The sequence below is a fragment of the Nocardioides sp. Z22_16 genome, from assembly GCF_058134365.1.
Genome location: NZ_JBYTTI010000005.1, coordinates 533,005 through 546,979, shown reverse-complemented (window position 1 = coordinate 546,979; position 13,975 = coordinate 533,005). Strand labels below are relative to the sequence as shown.

Here is a 13,975-nt window from a genome sequence, read left to right as displayed (position 1 = left end):
CAATGATCCGAGCCGAGGGACTGAGACCGTGACCGTCATCGAGAGGAAGGCCGCGAGCCAGATCGCCCACCTGCGTCCCGAGGACGTCGAGGCGATCGGCCGCGAGCTGGACGAGATCAGGCAGGACGTCCTCGACACCCGGGGCGAGCGTGACGCGGCCTACATCCGCCGGGTGATCGCGCTGCGGGCCGGTCTCGAGGTCGCGGGTCGGCTCGTCCTGACCGTCGGCAGCAGGCGCCGTCCGGCGTGGGTGGTGGGCACCACCTGCCTCTCGCTGGCCAAGATCCTCGACAACATGGAGATCGGTCACAACGTCCTCCACGGGCAGTGGGACTGGATGCGCGACCCCAAGATCCACTCCGAGACGTGGAACTGGCAGCACGCCTCCCCGCCCTCCCAGTGGAAGCGGGCGCACAACGTCCAGCACCACCGGTTCACCAACATCGTGGGCAAGGACAACGACCTCGGCTACGGGATCATGCGGGTCGACGAGGACCAGGAGTGGTCGCGCCGCTTCCTCGTGCAGCCGATGTGGAACGCCGTCAACGCCCTGATGTTCGAGTACGGCATCGCCACCTACGACATCGAGCTCGGCGAGCACCTGCGCGAGAAGAAGGGGGTCACCCCCGAGCTGCGCCGGCGCATCGCGGAGACCCTGGTGCAGACCGGCCGGCAGGTGGTCCGCGACTTCGTGGCCTTCCCGGCCCTCTCCGGCCGGGGGTGGCGCTCCACCCTGAGCGCCAACGTCACCGCGACCGTGGTCCGCAACGTGTGGAGCCACTCGGTCATCATGTGCGGCCACTTCCCCGAGGGCGTCGAGACCTTCGAGCAGCCCGAGCTCGACGACCAGGAGACCCGCGGGGAGTGGTACCTGCGTCAGATGCTGGGGTCGGCCAACATCTCGGGGTCGCCCACGATGCACCTGATGTGCGGCAACCTCTCCCACCAGATCGAGCACCACCTCTTCCCCGACCTGCCGAGCAACCGCTACCAGGAGATCGCGCCGCGGGTCCGGGCGGTCTTCGAGCGCTACGGGCTCTCCTACAACTCCCGCCCGCTGCCCCAGCAGGTGGCCAGCGCGTGGCACAAGGTGGTGCGGCTCTCCCTGCCCAACGGGTGGCTCGAGGAGACCACCTGGTCCAACGCGCCCCGCCGCATCGCCTCGCTGCTGCGGCGCGAGGACAAGTCGCGGCCCGCTGCCGGGCTCCTGCCGATGGGACGCGCCGCGCTGATGTGAGGCGGGCCAGTGTGACCTCTGGCACACTCTGCGGGCATGCTCCCCGCCAGCAAGCGCATCCGTAGCCTCCAGGGCCGCAAGGTCTTCCTCACCGGCGCCGCCAGCGGCATCGGCCGCGCCACCGCCGAGGCCGCCGCGGCCCAGGGCGCGGTGCTCCACCTCACCGACCTCGACGCCGACCGGCTTGAGCAGGTCGTGGCGGGCATCCGGGCACGCGGCGGAGTGGTGGCCCACGCCGCGCCGGCGGACGTCTCGGACCACGACGCCGTACGGCGGCTCGCCCGGGAGGTCACGGCGACCTCGGGAGCCATGGACGTGGTGATGAACATCGCCGGGATCTCCACCTGGGGCACCGTGCAGAGCCTCGAGCACCAGCACTGGCAGCGTCTGGTCGACGTCAACCTGATGGGGCCCATCCACGTCATCGAGGAGCTGGTGCCGCCGATGATCGACGCCGGCCGGGGCGGGCACCTGGTCAACGTCTCGTCGGCCGCGGGGATCATCGGGATGCCGTGGCACGCCGCGTACAGCGCCAGCAAGTTCGGCCTGCGCGGCCTCTCGGAGGTCCTCCGCTTCGACCTGCGGCGTCACGGCATCGGCGTCAGCCTGGTCTGCCCCGGGGGCGTCGCGACGCCGCTGACCGAGACGGTGACGATCGCCGGGATCGACAAGGCGAGTCCGCGGTTCCAGCGGCTGCACGCCCGCTTCCGGGCCCGCGCGGTCACCGCGGAGCAGGCGGCCGGCTCGATCCTCGACGGGGTGCGCCGCAACCGCTACTGGGTCTACACCTCCCCGGACATCCGCCTGATCCACCTCGTGCAACGCCTCTGCCCGCCCGCCTACGCCCTGGCCATGCGGTCGATGAGCTGGGGAGCCAACCGCGCCCTTCCCGAGGTGGGCCAGGCCCGCCGCCCGGAGGAGACGACCGATGCCGCGTGAGACCGAGCCGGCAGTGGCCCGGATCACCCCCGGCGGGTGGCGCGAGGTCGGGCCGCTGGTCGCCGGGTTCTCCCGTGTCGCCGGGCGGGTCACCGGCACCGAGCCGCCCGCCGTCTTCCGCACCCTCGGCCGGAACCGGCGCCTCTTCTGGGGCTGGCTCCTCTTCGCGGGCACCCTGATGCCCGGTGGACGCCTCCGACGCCGCGAGACCGAGCTGGTGATCCTGCGGGTCGCGACCCTGACCGGCAGCGACTACGAGCTGACCCAGCACACCAGGCTGGCCGCGCGCGCCGGGCTCTCCGCGGCCGAGATCGAGCGGGTGGCCGACGGGCCGGACGCCGTGGGCTGGTCCCCCCGGGAACGGCTGCTCCTCGAGGTCACCGACCAGCTGCACCGCGACCGGGACCTGGACGACGCCCTGTGGGGTCGGCTGCGCGCCGAGCTCGACGAACGGACCAGCCTGGAGGTGCTGATGCTGGTGGGTCACTACGAGATGCTCGCGACCACCCTGCGCACCCTGCGGGTCCGCCCGGACCGGGGCCGGTGACCCACCCAGCTGAGACCTCGAGGCCAGCGTGAGACGCGACGGCTACCGGATCCTGGCGCCCGTCGAGCTCGGCTGAACTGGCGGGTGCCGGCCAGGGTGGCCGGGCGGTACGGTGCCAGCATGACTCGGGCCCGCGCGTGTGTCCTCCTGTCCGCCCTGCTCCTCCCGGCGGCCCTGCTCTCCGCGTGCGGGGGGGAGTCGTCGGGAGATGACACCGACGACCGCCCGACCCTGAGCATCAGCGCCATCCCCGACCAGGACCCCGCCGAGCTGGGAGCACGGGAGCAGCGGCTCGCCGACTACCTCGCCGAGACGCTCGACGTCGAGGTCGAGTACGTCCCGGTCACCGACTACTCCGCGTCCGTCTCCCTCTTCAGCGCCGGCGACCTCGACCTCGTCTTCTACGGCGGTCTCACCGGCGTCCAGGCCCGCCTCCAGACCCCGGGCGCGGCCCTGCTCGCCCAGCGGGACATCGACGCCGAGTTCCGGAGCGTCTTCATCGCCGGCACCGGGTCCGGCGTCGAGCCGGTCGAGGACGTCGCCGGGCTCTCCGCCCTGAAGGGGACCCGGTTCACCTTCGGCAGCGACTCCTCCACCTCCGGCCGCCTGATGCCGGAGTGGTTCCTGCGGGAGGCGGGCGTGGTCAGCGACGAGGACTTCGCCGGGGAGGTCGGCTTCTCGGGCTCGCACGACAAGACGATCGACCTCGTGGAGTCCGGCTCCTACCAGGCCGGCGCGCTCAACGAGCAGGTGTGGGAGGCGCGCAAGGAGGCCGGGACCGTCGACCTCGACAAGGTCGTCGAGGTCTTCCGCACCCCGATCTACCACGACTACCACTGGATCGCGGGCCCGGAGACCGACGAGCGGTTCGGCGAGGGGTTCACCGAGGAGCTCGGCGAGGCGCTGCTGGCGCTGGACGGCTCGACCCCGCAGGAGCAGGAGGTCCTGGCGGGCTACGGCGCCGGCGCCCTGGTCCCGACCGAGGCCGGCAACTACGAGCAGATCGAGGAGATCGCCCGCGAGCTCGGTCTGGTCTCCTGATGTCCGCCACGTCCGCGGCGGCCGGGGTGCCTGTGGCGGCGGTCGCGCTGCGAGGGGTGAGCGTCGCGTACGGGACGCAGACCGCGCTGCGGCAGGTCGACCTCTCGGTCCGGGCGGGGGAGCGCGTCGCCCTGGTCGGACCCAGCGGCGCCGGGAAGTCCACCCTGCTGGCGCTCTGCACCGGCGCCGTGGTCGCCGACGAGGGCGAGGTCGAGGTCCTCGGCCGTGAGCTCGGCCGGCTCGGCGCGCGCGACCTCGCCGCCGTACGCCGCCGCATCGGGGCCATCCACCAGCGGCTCCACCTGGTCGAGCGGCTCCGCGTGGTGCACAACGTCAACGCCGGTCACCTGGGGCGGTGGAGCACCTGGCAGGCGCTCTCGTCGCTGGTCCGGCCACGCGAGGAGGAGACCGCGCGTGCCGCGCTCTCCCGGACCGGGATCGCGGAGAAGCTCCACGCCCGCACCGGGGACCTCTCCGGCGGCGAGCAGCAGCGGGTGGCGCTGGCCCGGGTGCTCGTCCAGGACCCCGACCTGGTGCTGGCCGACGAGCCGGTCTCCAGCCTCGACCCGGCCCGTGCCGAGGAGGTCATGCGGCTGCTCTGCGAGACCGTCGCCACCCCGGCCCGCACGCTGCTGGTGAGCCTGCACGACTTCGAGCTCGCGGTGCGCTGGTGCGACCGGGTCGTGGGGCTGCGTGCCGGTGAGGTCCTCTTCGACCTCCCGGCCACGCAGGTGGACGTGGCGCTGCGCGAGGAGCTCTACGCGCTGGGCCGGACGTGACCGGGCTGACCGACCTCACCAGGCTCGAGGCGAGCGGGGGGACCGGTCGGCGCAGGTGGCCGGGCCGCTCGCCGAGCGGTCGGGGAGCCGACCAGTCGGGTCGGCGGCTCACCGGACGGCTCTGGGCGGCGCTCTGGCTGCTCGGGGTGGTCTGGGCGGTGGCCGGGCTGCTCCCGGACGACGGCGAGGTGATCAACTCCGGTGGGTGGGGCTTCCTGGCGCAGTTCTGGGCCCACGCGCTGCGCCCCGAGCTCGCCCCGGAGTTCCTCCGGGCGACCTGGGACGCGACGCTCACCACCGTGGCCTTCGCGGTCCTCGGCACGCTCGGCTCGGTCGCGCTCGGGATCCTGCTGGCACCGGTGATGAGCCAGACGTGGTGGGCACCGACGTCCGGGCGCTGGCCGGCCCGGCTGGCGCGGCACGCGGGACTGCTGCTGACCCGCGCCGGCGTCGCTCTCCCGCGCGGGGTGCACGAGGCGGTGTGGGCCCTGCTGCTGATCAGCGTGCTGGGCCGCGACCCGCTGGTCGGGGTGCTGGCCATCGTCATCCCCTTCGGGGCGATCACCGGCAAGGTCTACTCCGAGCTCCTCGACGAGGCCGACCACGAGCCCTACGAGGTGATCCGCCGCGCCGGCGCCGGCCGGGTCGCCGCGCTCTGCTACGGCCTGCTGCCCGGGCTGGTGCCGGCGGCGACGTCGTACGCCTTCTACCGGTTCGAGTGCGCGATCAGGTCGGCGGTCATCCTGGGCATGGTGGGCGCCGGGGGCCTGGGCCTCCAGCTCAGCCTGAGCTTCGCCGGCCTGCAGTACGGCGAGATGTGGACCTCGATCTATGCCCTCGTGCTGCTCGGCGCCCTCATCGACCGGTGGGGTCTGCTGCTGCGCCGGGGCACGGGGCGGCGTCGGGCACGGCTCTCCACCGTCCTCGGGGCGTGCCTGGTCGTGGCGTCGGTGTGGCACCTGCAGCCGGACCCGGCGCGGTGGCTCTCCAGCCGCACGGCCGAGAGGCTGGAGCGGCTCGTCGCGGCCATGGTGCCGCCCGAGCTGCCCGACGGCGGGTGGTCGCTGCTGCTGAGCCGCAGCGTCGAGACGCTCCAGATGTCGGTGGTGGCGATCACGCTGGCCAGCCTGCTGGGCCTCGTCGTCGCGCTCGTGGCCGCCCGGGCGCCCGCGGGCGCCCGGGTCCCGACACTGCGACGGGTCGTGGGCTGGGCGGCGAGGCAGCTGCTCCTGGTGACCCGTGCCGTCCCGCCGCCCGTCTGGGCGCTGCTGGTGCTCTTCGTGGTCTATCCCGGTCCGCTGCCCGGGGCCCTGGCACTGGGCATCTACACGTTCGGGATCCTGGGGCGGCTCTTCGCCGAGGTCGTCGAGGAGCTGGACCAGCGGCCCCGGGCGGCACTCACCTCGCTGGGTGCCTCACCGGCCGCCTCGTTCGCCTACGCCTCCGTGCCGGCGGCGCTGGGTCAGCTGGTCGCCTACAGCCTCTACCGCTGGGAGGTGACCGTGCGGGAGACCGTGGTGGTGGGGGTGGTCGGGGCGGGCGGCCTGGGGCGGCTGCTGGAGCAGCAGCGGGCCGGGTTCGACCTGGCGGCGATGAGCACGACCGTCCTGGCGCTCGTCGCGGTCTGCCTGCTGGTGGACCTGCTGAGCATGGTGGTGCGCACCTCCCTGCGCTGAACGCGCCCCCGGTCAGCCGATCTCGCGGCGGTCGTCGGGAAGACGACGGGTCAGGCCCTGGTGGTCCAGCAGCTCCAGCAGGGGGAGGACCACCCGTCGCGTCGTCCCCAGCCGCCGGCGCGCCTCGCTGGTGGTGAAGGGCTGGGGCAGCTCGGCCAGCCACTCGGCGGCCATCACGTCGGCTCCGGGGAGCAGCACGATCCCGGGAGCGACGCGCAGCACCCGTCCGGCCTTCGCGGCCGCGGCCGTCCGTCGGGGGTCGAGGCCCAGCTCGGCGAGCCGGTCGGCCGTCGGGGCCGCGAACGGCTGGTCCAGCAGGTCGGCCTCGAGGGCTCGGACGGCCGTCTCCACCGGGGGTGGCAGCGCGCTGTCGTCACCGGGGGTGAGCACCCGCCCGTCGCGGACCACCAGCGCCCCGGCGGACCGACCGGTCCCGGGGTCCGGCTCGCCCGACGTGGCGGCCAGCACGGCGCTCACCAGGTCGGGGGAGGGCAGAGCGAGGCGCTCGGCCAGGGCGACCAGCGGCACCCCGCGGTCCAGCGGGTGCTGTGCGTCGTGCTCGGCGACCAGACGGGAGACCTCCATGCGGATCTCCTCGACCAGGTCGGAGGCCAGCCACCAGTCACCCGCCCGCAGGGCGGCGGCGCCCGGGTCGGAGGCGGGCACCCCGATCCGGCGCAGGAACAGCCGGTCGACGAGCTGGCGCCTGCCGATCTCGGAGCTCAGGTCCGGCTCTCCGGAGTCGGTCGCGAGCACCTTGGCCCGGGCCGCGGCGGCGCCGCGGCGCCGCAGCTCGGGAGGTGCGGGGTCGAGCACGCGGACGCCCCACACGGCGCGGCTGCCCGGCTCGCGCAGGAGCGCACGGTCGCCGACCCGCAACGGGAGGGACCGCTCGAGGGTCAGCCGCACCAGATCGGCCGCGAGCGGCCGCACCCGGACCTGCACCGAGGCCGCCCCCACGTGCAGCTGCAGGTGGGTCGCCAGGCGCGTCTCGGGGCCGCTGACCCGGACGTCGGCGACCTCGCACGAGTGCCACGCGCCCGGGGTGACCAGGGCGTCGCCACGGTCGAGGAGGGCCAGCTCGTCCCCGGTGAGGTTCAAGGCCACCCGGGCGACCCCGGTCGCCGCGTCGACCGGACGACCGAGCGCCTGGACGCCCCGCACCCGGACCGTCCTGGACCCCACGGCCAGCTCGTCGCCCCGCGCCACCCGGCCCGCGGGCAGGGTCCCGGTGACCACGGTGCCGGCGCCCTTCACGGTGAACCGGCGATCGATCCAGAGCCGCACGTCGGCGGCGGGGTCCGGGACCGGCAGGCTCGAGACCATGGCGCCGAGGGCTGCCCTGAGCTCCGCCATCCCGTCTCCGGTGCGGGCCGAGACCGTGATCACCGGAGCGCCGCGCAGCGAGGTCCGCGAGACCTCCGCCGCGGCGCGGGCCGCCGCCGGCGCCGGGTCGGCGAGGTCCGAGCGGGTCACCGCGACCACCCCGTGCCGGACCCCCAGCGCGTGCAGGGCGGCGAGGTGCTCGGCCGCCTGCGGCATCCACGGGTCGTCGGCGGCGACCACGAGGAGGACCGCCGGGACCGGTCCGATGCCGGCCAGCATGGTGGAGATGAACCGTTCGTGCCCGGGGACGTCGACGAAGGCGACCTCGCCGGTGCCCGGCAGGGAGGTCCATGTGTAGCCCAGCTCGATCGAGAGCCCGCGCCGGCGCTCCTCCTCGAGCCGGTCGGAGCGCATGCCGGTCAGGGCGTCGACCAGCGTGGACTTGCCGTGGTCGACGTGCCCGGCGGTCGCGATGACGTGCACGCCCTCACTCCTCCCGGCCCGCGTCGGGCAGGCAGGCCCGCCGTACCGCCTCGACCAGGGCGTCGTCGTCCTCGGGGGCGACGGCGACCAGGTCGAGGAGGAGCGCCCCCCGCTCGACGCGGCCGACGACCGGCAGCTCCGGATCGGCCCGCAACCGCTCGCCCAGGGCCGCGGGCAGGGCGAGGCCCGCGCTGGCCAGGGGGACCTCAGGGGCACCGCCGCCACCCACGGCCGCCACCGTGTCGACGACCCGGACCTCGACCGCGTCGCCGAGGAGCCCGCGGATCCGCTCGGCTCGGGCCCGCAGCGTCTCCGGCGTGGCCGCGAGCGCCCGGGCCACCGGGGTCGCCGGGCCGACGAGGGTGGCTTCGAGTGCTGCCAGGGTGAGCTTGTCGACGCGCAGCGCCCGCGCGAACGGGTGACGCCGCAGCGTCTCGACGAGCTCGGCCCGGCCCAGCAGCAGGCCGCACTGGGGCCCGCCGAGGAGCTTGTCGCCGGAGGCCGTGACCAGGGCGGCGCCCGCGGCCAGCGCTGCCGAGGCGCTCGGCTCCGCGGGGAGACGGGGGTGGGGGACCAGCAGCCCGGAGCCGATGTCGGCGACGACGTCGACCGGGCCGTGCGGTCCGGTGAGCCCGGCGAGCTCGCGCACGCCGACGGCGGAGGTGAAGCCGGAGACCACGAAGTTGGAGGGGTGCACCTTGAGCACGAAGGCGGTCCGCCCGCCCACGGCCGCGCGGTAGTCGTCGAGCCGTACCCGGTTGGTCGTCCCGACCTCCCGCAGCCTGGCTCCGACCGACTCGAGCAGCTCGGGGATCCGGAAGCCGTCGCCGATCTCGACCAGCTCGCCGCGGGCGATCACCACCTCGGTGCGGGCTCCGTGCCCGGCCTCGGTCAGGGCAGAGGCCACCAGGGCCAGCGCGGCCGCGCCGTTGTTGACCACGTGCACGGCCCCGGCCTCGGGGACGGCTGCCGCCAGGGCGGCCATGGCCGCACGACCCCGCCGTCCCCGGCGTCCGGTGGCGAGGTCGAGCTCGACGTCGGTGGCGCCGGCCGCCACCTCGAGCGCCTCGACGGCAGCGGACGAGAGCGGGGCGCGGCCGAGGTTGGTGTGGACCACCACCCCGGTCGCGTTGAGCACCCGGCGCAGCGAGGTCACCCGGGCGGGGAGGGTGGCGAGCGCCTCCGCCAGCACCTGGTCCGGGGCGATCTCGCCGGTCCGGCACCGCTGCTGGGCCGCGACCACGGCCTCCCTCACCAGCTGGTCGCCGAGCCGGGCGGCCGCGGTGCGCAGCGCCGGGTCGGCCAGCAGGGTGTCGGTGCGCGGAACCGAGCGACGGGGGTCCAGCACCTTGGTCCTCCCGAGCTCGGCCGCAGGTCGTCACGTGACGTGGCGGAGGCGGACGGGAATCGAACCCGCCGGACCCAGGTACTGGGCCCCTACGGTTTTGAGGACCGTGCCCGTCACCAGACGAGAAACGCCTCCCTGCAACGTCGCCCCCCACTCTAGGGGGCTGCGGTCTGGACCGGGCGCCGTTAGGCTCGTGCCCATGACCAGCGCCCCGGCGGTCCGGCTCACTCAGTTCGCGTCCGGGGGCGGCTGTGCCTGCAAGGTGCCGCCCGGTGAGCTGGAGCGGGTGCTGGCCGGTCTGCCCGGCGGGAGGGCCCCTGTCGACGGCGGCACGGGGACGACGGGCGACCTCCTCGTGGGCCTGGAGAACGGCGACGACGGGGCCGCGGTGAGACTCGCCGGCGGCCAGGCGCTGATCGCCACCGCCGACTTCTTCACCCCCGTGGTCGACGACCCCTACGACTGGGGCCGGATCGCCGCCGCCAACGCCCTCTCCGACGTCTACGCGATGGGCGGCGAGCCGGTCCTCGCCGTCAACCTGCTCGCCTGGCCCCGGGACAGGGTGCCCTTCGAGCTCGCCCGCGAGGTGCTGCGCGGGGGTGCCGACATCTGCCTCGAGGCGGGCTGTCACCTGGCCGGCGGGCACAGCATCGACGACCCGGAGCCGAAGTACGGCCTCGCGGTCAGCGGCCTCGGGCAGGCGGACCGGCTGCTGCGCAACGACGCCGCGGTGGCGGGGACGCCGATCACCCTGACCAAGCCGCTCGGGCTGGGCGTGCTCAACAACCGGCACAAGGCGACCGGCGAGCGGTTCGAGGAGGCGATCGCCACCATGACCGCCCTCAACCGCGACGCCTCGCGGGCCGCGCTGGCCGCCGGGATCACCGCCGCCACCGACGTGACCGGCTTCGGCCTGCTCGGCCACCTCTACAAGATGGCGCGGGCCAGCGGGGTGACCGCGGTGGTGGAGAGCGCTGCCGTGCCCTACCTCGACGGGGTGCGGGAGTCCTACGCCGCGGGCTACGTGCCCGGGGGCAGCCGACGCAACCTCGACTGGGTGCGGCCCCACCTGGACTCGGGGGTGGGCGAGGACGAGATGGTGCTGCTCGCCGACGCCCAGACCTCGGGCGGTCTGCTGGTCGCGGGGGAGCTCCCCGGCCACCCGGTGGTCGGGGAGCTCGTGCCCGCCGGAAAGTCGCCGGTGGTCATTCGTGCGTGATCGGCGCATAGTGGGTACAGCGCGTCCAGTGAGGAGGGCCACATCGTGAAGACGTTCCTTGACTGGCCGCTGGTGCGCCAGCTGCGCGGCAACGACGTGCTCGGCCGGGGCACGGCCGTGCGCTCCCAGCACACCGAGGAGATCACCTCCCGCACCACGACGGCCGACAGCGTGGCCCGCAGCGTCTGCCCGTACTGCGCCGTGGGGTGCGGCCAGAAGGTCTTCGTCAAGGACGGCGAGGTCACCCAGATCGAGGGTGACCCCGACAGCCCGATCTCGCGGGGGCGGCTGTGCCCCAAGGGGTCGGCCAGCAAGAACCTCGTCACCAGTCCGCTGCGGCAGACCAAGGTCCGCTACCGGCGCCCCTACGGCACCGAGTGGGAGGACCTCGAGCTCGAGACCGCGATGGAGATGATCGCCGACCGGGTCGTCAAGACCCGGCGCGACTTCTGGCAGGAGCAGGACGAGCAGGACCGTCGGGTCCGTCGCACCATGGGCATCGCGAGCCTCGGCGGCGCCACGCTCGACAACGAGGAGAACTACCTCATCAAGAAGCTGTTCACCGCGATGGGTGCCATCCAGATCGAGAACCAGGCGCGTATTTGACACTCCGCCACCGTCCCCGGTCTGGGGACCAGCTTCGGGCGCGGCGGCGCCACCGGGTTCCTCCAGGACCTTGCGAACTCCGACTGCATCATCATCCAGGGTTCCAACATGGCCGAGGCGCACCCGGTGGGCTTCCAGTGGGTCGTGGAGGCCAAGGCACGCGGTGCCAAGGTGATCCACGTCGACCCGCGCTTCACGCGGACCAGCGCGCTGGCGGACACGTTCGTGCCGCTGCGGGTCGGCTCCGACATCGCGTTCCTCGGTGGCATCGTCAACTACGTCCTGAGCAACGAGCTGGACTTCCGTGACTACGTGGTGAGCTACACCAACGCGGCCACCATCGTCAGCGAGCAGTTCCGCGACACCGAGGACCTGGACGGGCTCTTCTCCGGCTTCGACCCGGAGACGCGCACCTACGACACCCAGTCGTGGCAGTACGCCACCCAGGAGGGCGACGTCGCCGGCGACGACGAGGCGATGCAGCGCGAGACCGCCAGTGCGATGCAGCACGAGACGCACGGCATGCAGGTGCGGGGGGAGCCGCCCCGCGACGAGACCCTGCAGGACCCGAACTGCGTCTACCAGATCCTCAAGCGGCACTACGCTCGCTACACCCCCGAGATGGTCTCGCGCACCTGCGGCGTCAGCGAGGAGGCGTTCCTCGAGGTCTGTCGCGCCTGGACGGAGAACTCGGGGCGGGACCGGACGACCGCGCTGGTCTACAGCGTGGGCTGGACGCAGCACTCGGTCGGCGTGCAGTACATCCGCACCGGGGCGATCCTCCAGCTGCTGCTGGGCAACATGGGGCGTCCCGGAGGCGGGATCATGGCGCTGCGCGGCCACGCCAGCATCCAGGGATCGACCGACATCCCGACCCTGTTCAACCTGCTGCCCGGATACCTGCCGATGCCCAACGCCGAGGAGCACACGTCGCTCGACAAGTGGCTCGACTCGGTCCGGCAGCCGGGAGCCAAGGGGTTCTGGGGGAAGGCCGACGCCTACGGCATCAACCTGCTGAAGGCCTACTGGGGCGAGGCGGCGACTCCGGAGAACGACTTCTGCTTCGACTACCTGCCCAGGATCTCCGGCGACCACGGCACCTATCGCACCGTGCTGGACATGATCGACGGCAAGGTCAAGGGCTACTTCCTGCTCGGGCAGAACCCGGCGGTGGGCTCCGCCCACGGCAAGGCCCAACGCCTGGGGATGGCCAACCTCGACTGGCTGGTGGTGCGCGACCTCTTCGAGATCGAGAGCGCCACCTTCTGGAAGGACTCACCCGAGGTGGCCACCGGCGAGATCGTGACGGAGGAGTGCGCGACCGAGGTCTTCCTCGTCCCCGCCGCCTCCCACGTGGAGAAGGAGGGCACCTTCACCCAGACCCAGCGGATGCTCCAGTGGCGCGAGAAGGCGGTCGATCCGCCGGGCGACTGCCGCTCCGAGCTGTGGTTCTTCTACCACCTCGGCCGGATGGTCCGTGAGCGCCTGGCCGGCTCCACCGACGAGCGCGACCGGCCGGTCCTGGACCTGGCCTGGGACTACCCGACCCACGGCGAGCCCGGATCGGTCTGGGGCGAGCCCAGCGCCGAGGCGGTGCTCAAGGAGGTCAACGGCTACGAGGTGGCCACCGGCCGCCCGCTCTCGACGTTCCTGGAGATGAAGGCGGACGGCTCCACCCTCGGTGGGTGCTGGATCTACACCGGCGTCTACAAGGACGGGGTCAACCAGGCGGCCCGGCGCAAGCCGGGCAGCGAGCAGTCCTGGGTCGCCCCGGAGTGGGGCTGGGCGTGGCCGGCGAACCGCCGCACCCTCTACAACCGTGCCTCCGCCGACCCCGAGGGGAGGCCCTGGAGCGAGCGCAAGGCCTACGTGTGGTGGGACGAGGACGCCGGGGAGTGGACCGGCCACGACGTGCCCGACTTCGAGAAGGGCAAGCCGCCCTCCTACCGTCCCGGCCCCGACGACGAAGGGGTGGCCGGGATCTCCGGGGTCGACCCGTTCATCATGCAGGGCGACGGGAAGGGCGCGCTCTACGTGCCGACCGGGCTGCTCGACGGCCCCATGCCCACCCACTACGAGCCGGTGGAGTCGCCCTTCGCCAACCCGGTCTACGGCCAGCAGGCCAACCCGACGCGCAAGGAGTACGTCCGGTCCAACAACCGGATGAACCCGAGCCCGCCGGAGGAGCACTCGCAGGTCTTCCCGTTCGTCTTCACCACCAGCCGGCTCACCGAGCACCACACGGCCGGCGGGATGAGCCGCTACGTCGCCCGGCTGGCCGAGCTGCAGCCGGAGATGTTCGTGGAGGTCTCGCCCGAGCTGGCCGCCGAGCGCGGCCTCGAGAACGGCGGATGGGCGACGATCGTCACCGCGCGCGCCGCGATCGAGGCCCGGGTCATGGTGACCGACCGACTCAGCCCCCTGCGGGTGGAGAACCGGATCGTCCACCAGGTCTGGCTGCCGTACCACTGGGGCCAGGGCGGCATTGTCACCGGTGACTCGGCCAACGACCTCTTCGGGATCTCGCTCGACCCCAACGTCCTGATCCAGGAGTCCAAGGTCGGCACCTGCGACGTGCAGGCGGGCCGGCGGCCCACCGGACGCGACCTGACTGCCTTCGTGGCCGACTACCAGCGAAGGGCCGGCGTCGACCACGACCTGATGCGCCCCATCGTCACCACGGGGCCAGGGGCGTTCGAGGACGACTCCGGAGACGAGACACCCAGGCCCGACGGAGGCGACGACGTGAGTGGAGAAGACCAGTGATCGGCGGC

General features: G+C 73.4%; 10 protein-coding genes, 1 tRNA gene and 1 pseudogene. 9 read left to right on the top strand and 3 right to left on the bottom strand.

The window, feature by feature from the left end; genetic code table 11:
* Positions 1–28: 28 nt before the first annotated feature.
* From AC3X7R_RS17765 to AC3X7R_RS17740, 6 genes are all read left to right on the top strand, one after another.
* Positions 29–1,237, top strand: a complete 1,209-nt coding sequence (locus AC3X7R_RS17765) for a fatty acid desaturase family protein (protein WP_489967005.1) — start codon at positions 29–31, stop codon at positions 1,235–1,237.
* 36 nt (positions 1,238–1,273) lie between these two features.
* Positions 1,274–2,176 carry an SDR family oxidoreductase gene (locus AC3X7R_RS17760; RefSeq protein ID WP_489967004.1) on the top strand — a complete coding sequence of 301 codons (903 nt, stop codon included), beginning with the start codon at positions 1,274–1,276 and terminating at the stop codon, positions 2,174–2,176.
* On the top strand, positions 2,166–2,723 hold the full coding sequence (locus AC3X7R_RS17755) for a carboxymuconolactone decarboxylase family protein (protein WP_489967003.1): 558 nt from the start codon (positions 2,166–2,168) through the stop codon (positions 2,721–2,723). The genes AC3X7R_RS17760 and AC3X7R_RS17755 overlap by 11 nt, the downstream gene beginning before the upstream one ends.
* 120 nt (positions 2,724–2,843) lie before the next feature.
* A complete protein-coding gene (locus AC3X7R_RS17750; protein ID WP_489967002.1) occupies positions 2,844–3,764 on the top strand; it encodes a putative selenate ABC transporter substrate-binding protein in 921 nt (306 codons plus the stop codon).
* The gene (locus tag AC3X7R_RS17745; protein WP_489967001.1) at positions 3,764–4,543 is read left to right on the top strand and encodes a phosphonate ABC transporter ATP-binding protein; all 780 of its coding nucleotides are present in this window, start codon (positions 3,764–3,766) and stop codon (positions 4,541–4,543) included. Before AC3X7R_RS17750 ends, AC3X7R_RS17745 begins: the two co-directional genes overlap by 1 nt.
* The gene (locus AC3X7R_RS17740; RefSeq protein ID WP_489967000.1) at positions 4,540–6,219 is read left to right on the top strand and encodes a PhnE/PtxC family ABC transporter permease; all 1,680 of its coding nucleotides are present in this window, start codon (positions 4,540–4,542) and stop codon (positions 6,217–6,219) included. The genes AC3X7R_RS17745 and AC3X7R_RS17740 overlap by 4 nt, the downstream gene beginning before the upstream one ends.
* 12 nt (positions 6,220–6,231) lie before the next feature.
* On the opposite strand, the gene selB is transcribed toward AC3X7R_RS17740, so the two are convergent.
* From selB to AC3X7R_RS17725, 3 genes are all read right to left on the bottom strand, one after another.
* Complete coding sequence (selB, locus tag AC3X7R_RS17735; protein WP_489966999.1) at positions 6,232–8,028, bottom strand: selenocysteine-specific translation elongation factor; 1,797 nt, start codon at positions 8,026–8,028, stop codon at positions 6,232–6,234.
* Between the two features lie 4 nt (positions 8,029–8,032).
* Positions 8,033–9,376, bottom strand: coding sequence for an L-seryl-tRNA(Sec) selenium transferase (gene selA / locus AC3X7R_RS17730; protein WP_489966998.1), 1,344 nt, complete (start codon positions 9,374–9,376; stop codon positions 8,033–8,035).
* Positions 9,377–9,416: 40 nt separating this feature from the next.
* Positions 9,417–9,511, bottom strand: a tRNA-Sec gene (locus AC3X7R_RS17725).
* A 64-nt stretch (positions 9,512–9,575) separates the two neighbouring features.
* Between AC3X7R_RS17725 and selD the strand changes: the two genes are divergently transcribed.
* From selD to fdh, 3 genes and pseudogenes are all read left to right on the top strand, one after another.
* Positions 9,576–10,595, top strand: a complete 1,020-nt coding sequence (gene selD, locus AC3X7R_RS17720) for a selenide, water dikinase SelD (RefSeq protein WP_489966997.1) — start codon at positions 9,576–9,578, stop codon at positions 10,593–10,595.
* Between the two features lie 45 nt (positions 10,596–10,640).
* On the top strand, positions 10,641–11,201 hold the full coding sequence (locus tag AC3X7R_RS17715) for a hypothetical protein (RefSeq protein ID WP_489966996.1): 561 nt from the start codon (positions 10,641–10,643) through the stop codon (positions 11,199–11,201).
* Positions 11,202–11,213: 12 nt separating this feature from the next.
* Positions 11,214–13,967, top strand: a pseudogene (fdh, locus tag AC3X7R_RS17710) (formate dehydrogenase); the annotation flags it as partial.
* Between the last annotated feature and the right edge of the window lie 8 nt (positions 13,968–13,975).

What these genes read in the sequence shown, in the direction of transcription:
- selD (WP_489966997.1), top strand. Translation starts at nt 9,576, where the DNA reads ATGACCAGCGCCCCGGCGGTCCGGCTCACTCAGTTCGCGTCCGGGGGC.
- AC3X7R_RS17750 (WP_489967002.1), top strand. Translation starts at nt 2,844, where the DNA reads ATGACTCGGGCCCGCGCGTGTGTCCTCCTGTCCGCCCTGCTCCTCCCG.
- AC3X7R_RS17760 (WP_489967004.1), top strand. Translation starts at nt 1,274, where the DNA reads ATGCTCCCCGCCAGCAAGCGCATCCGTAGCCTCCAGGGCCGCAAGGTC.
- AC3X7R_RS17745 (WP_489967001.1), top strand. Translation starts at nt 3,764, where the DNA reads ATGTCCGCCACGTCCGCGGCGGCCGGGGTGCCTGTGGCGGCGGTCGCG.
- AC3X7R_RS17755 (WP_489967003.1), top strand. Translation starts at nt 2,166, where the DNA reads ATGCCGCGTGAGACCGAGCCGGCAGTGGCCCGGATCACCCCCGGCGGG.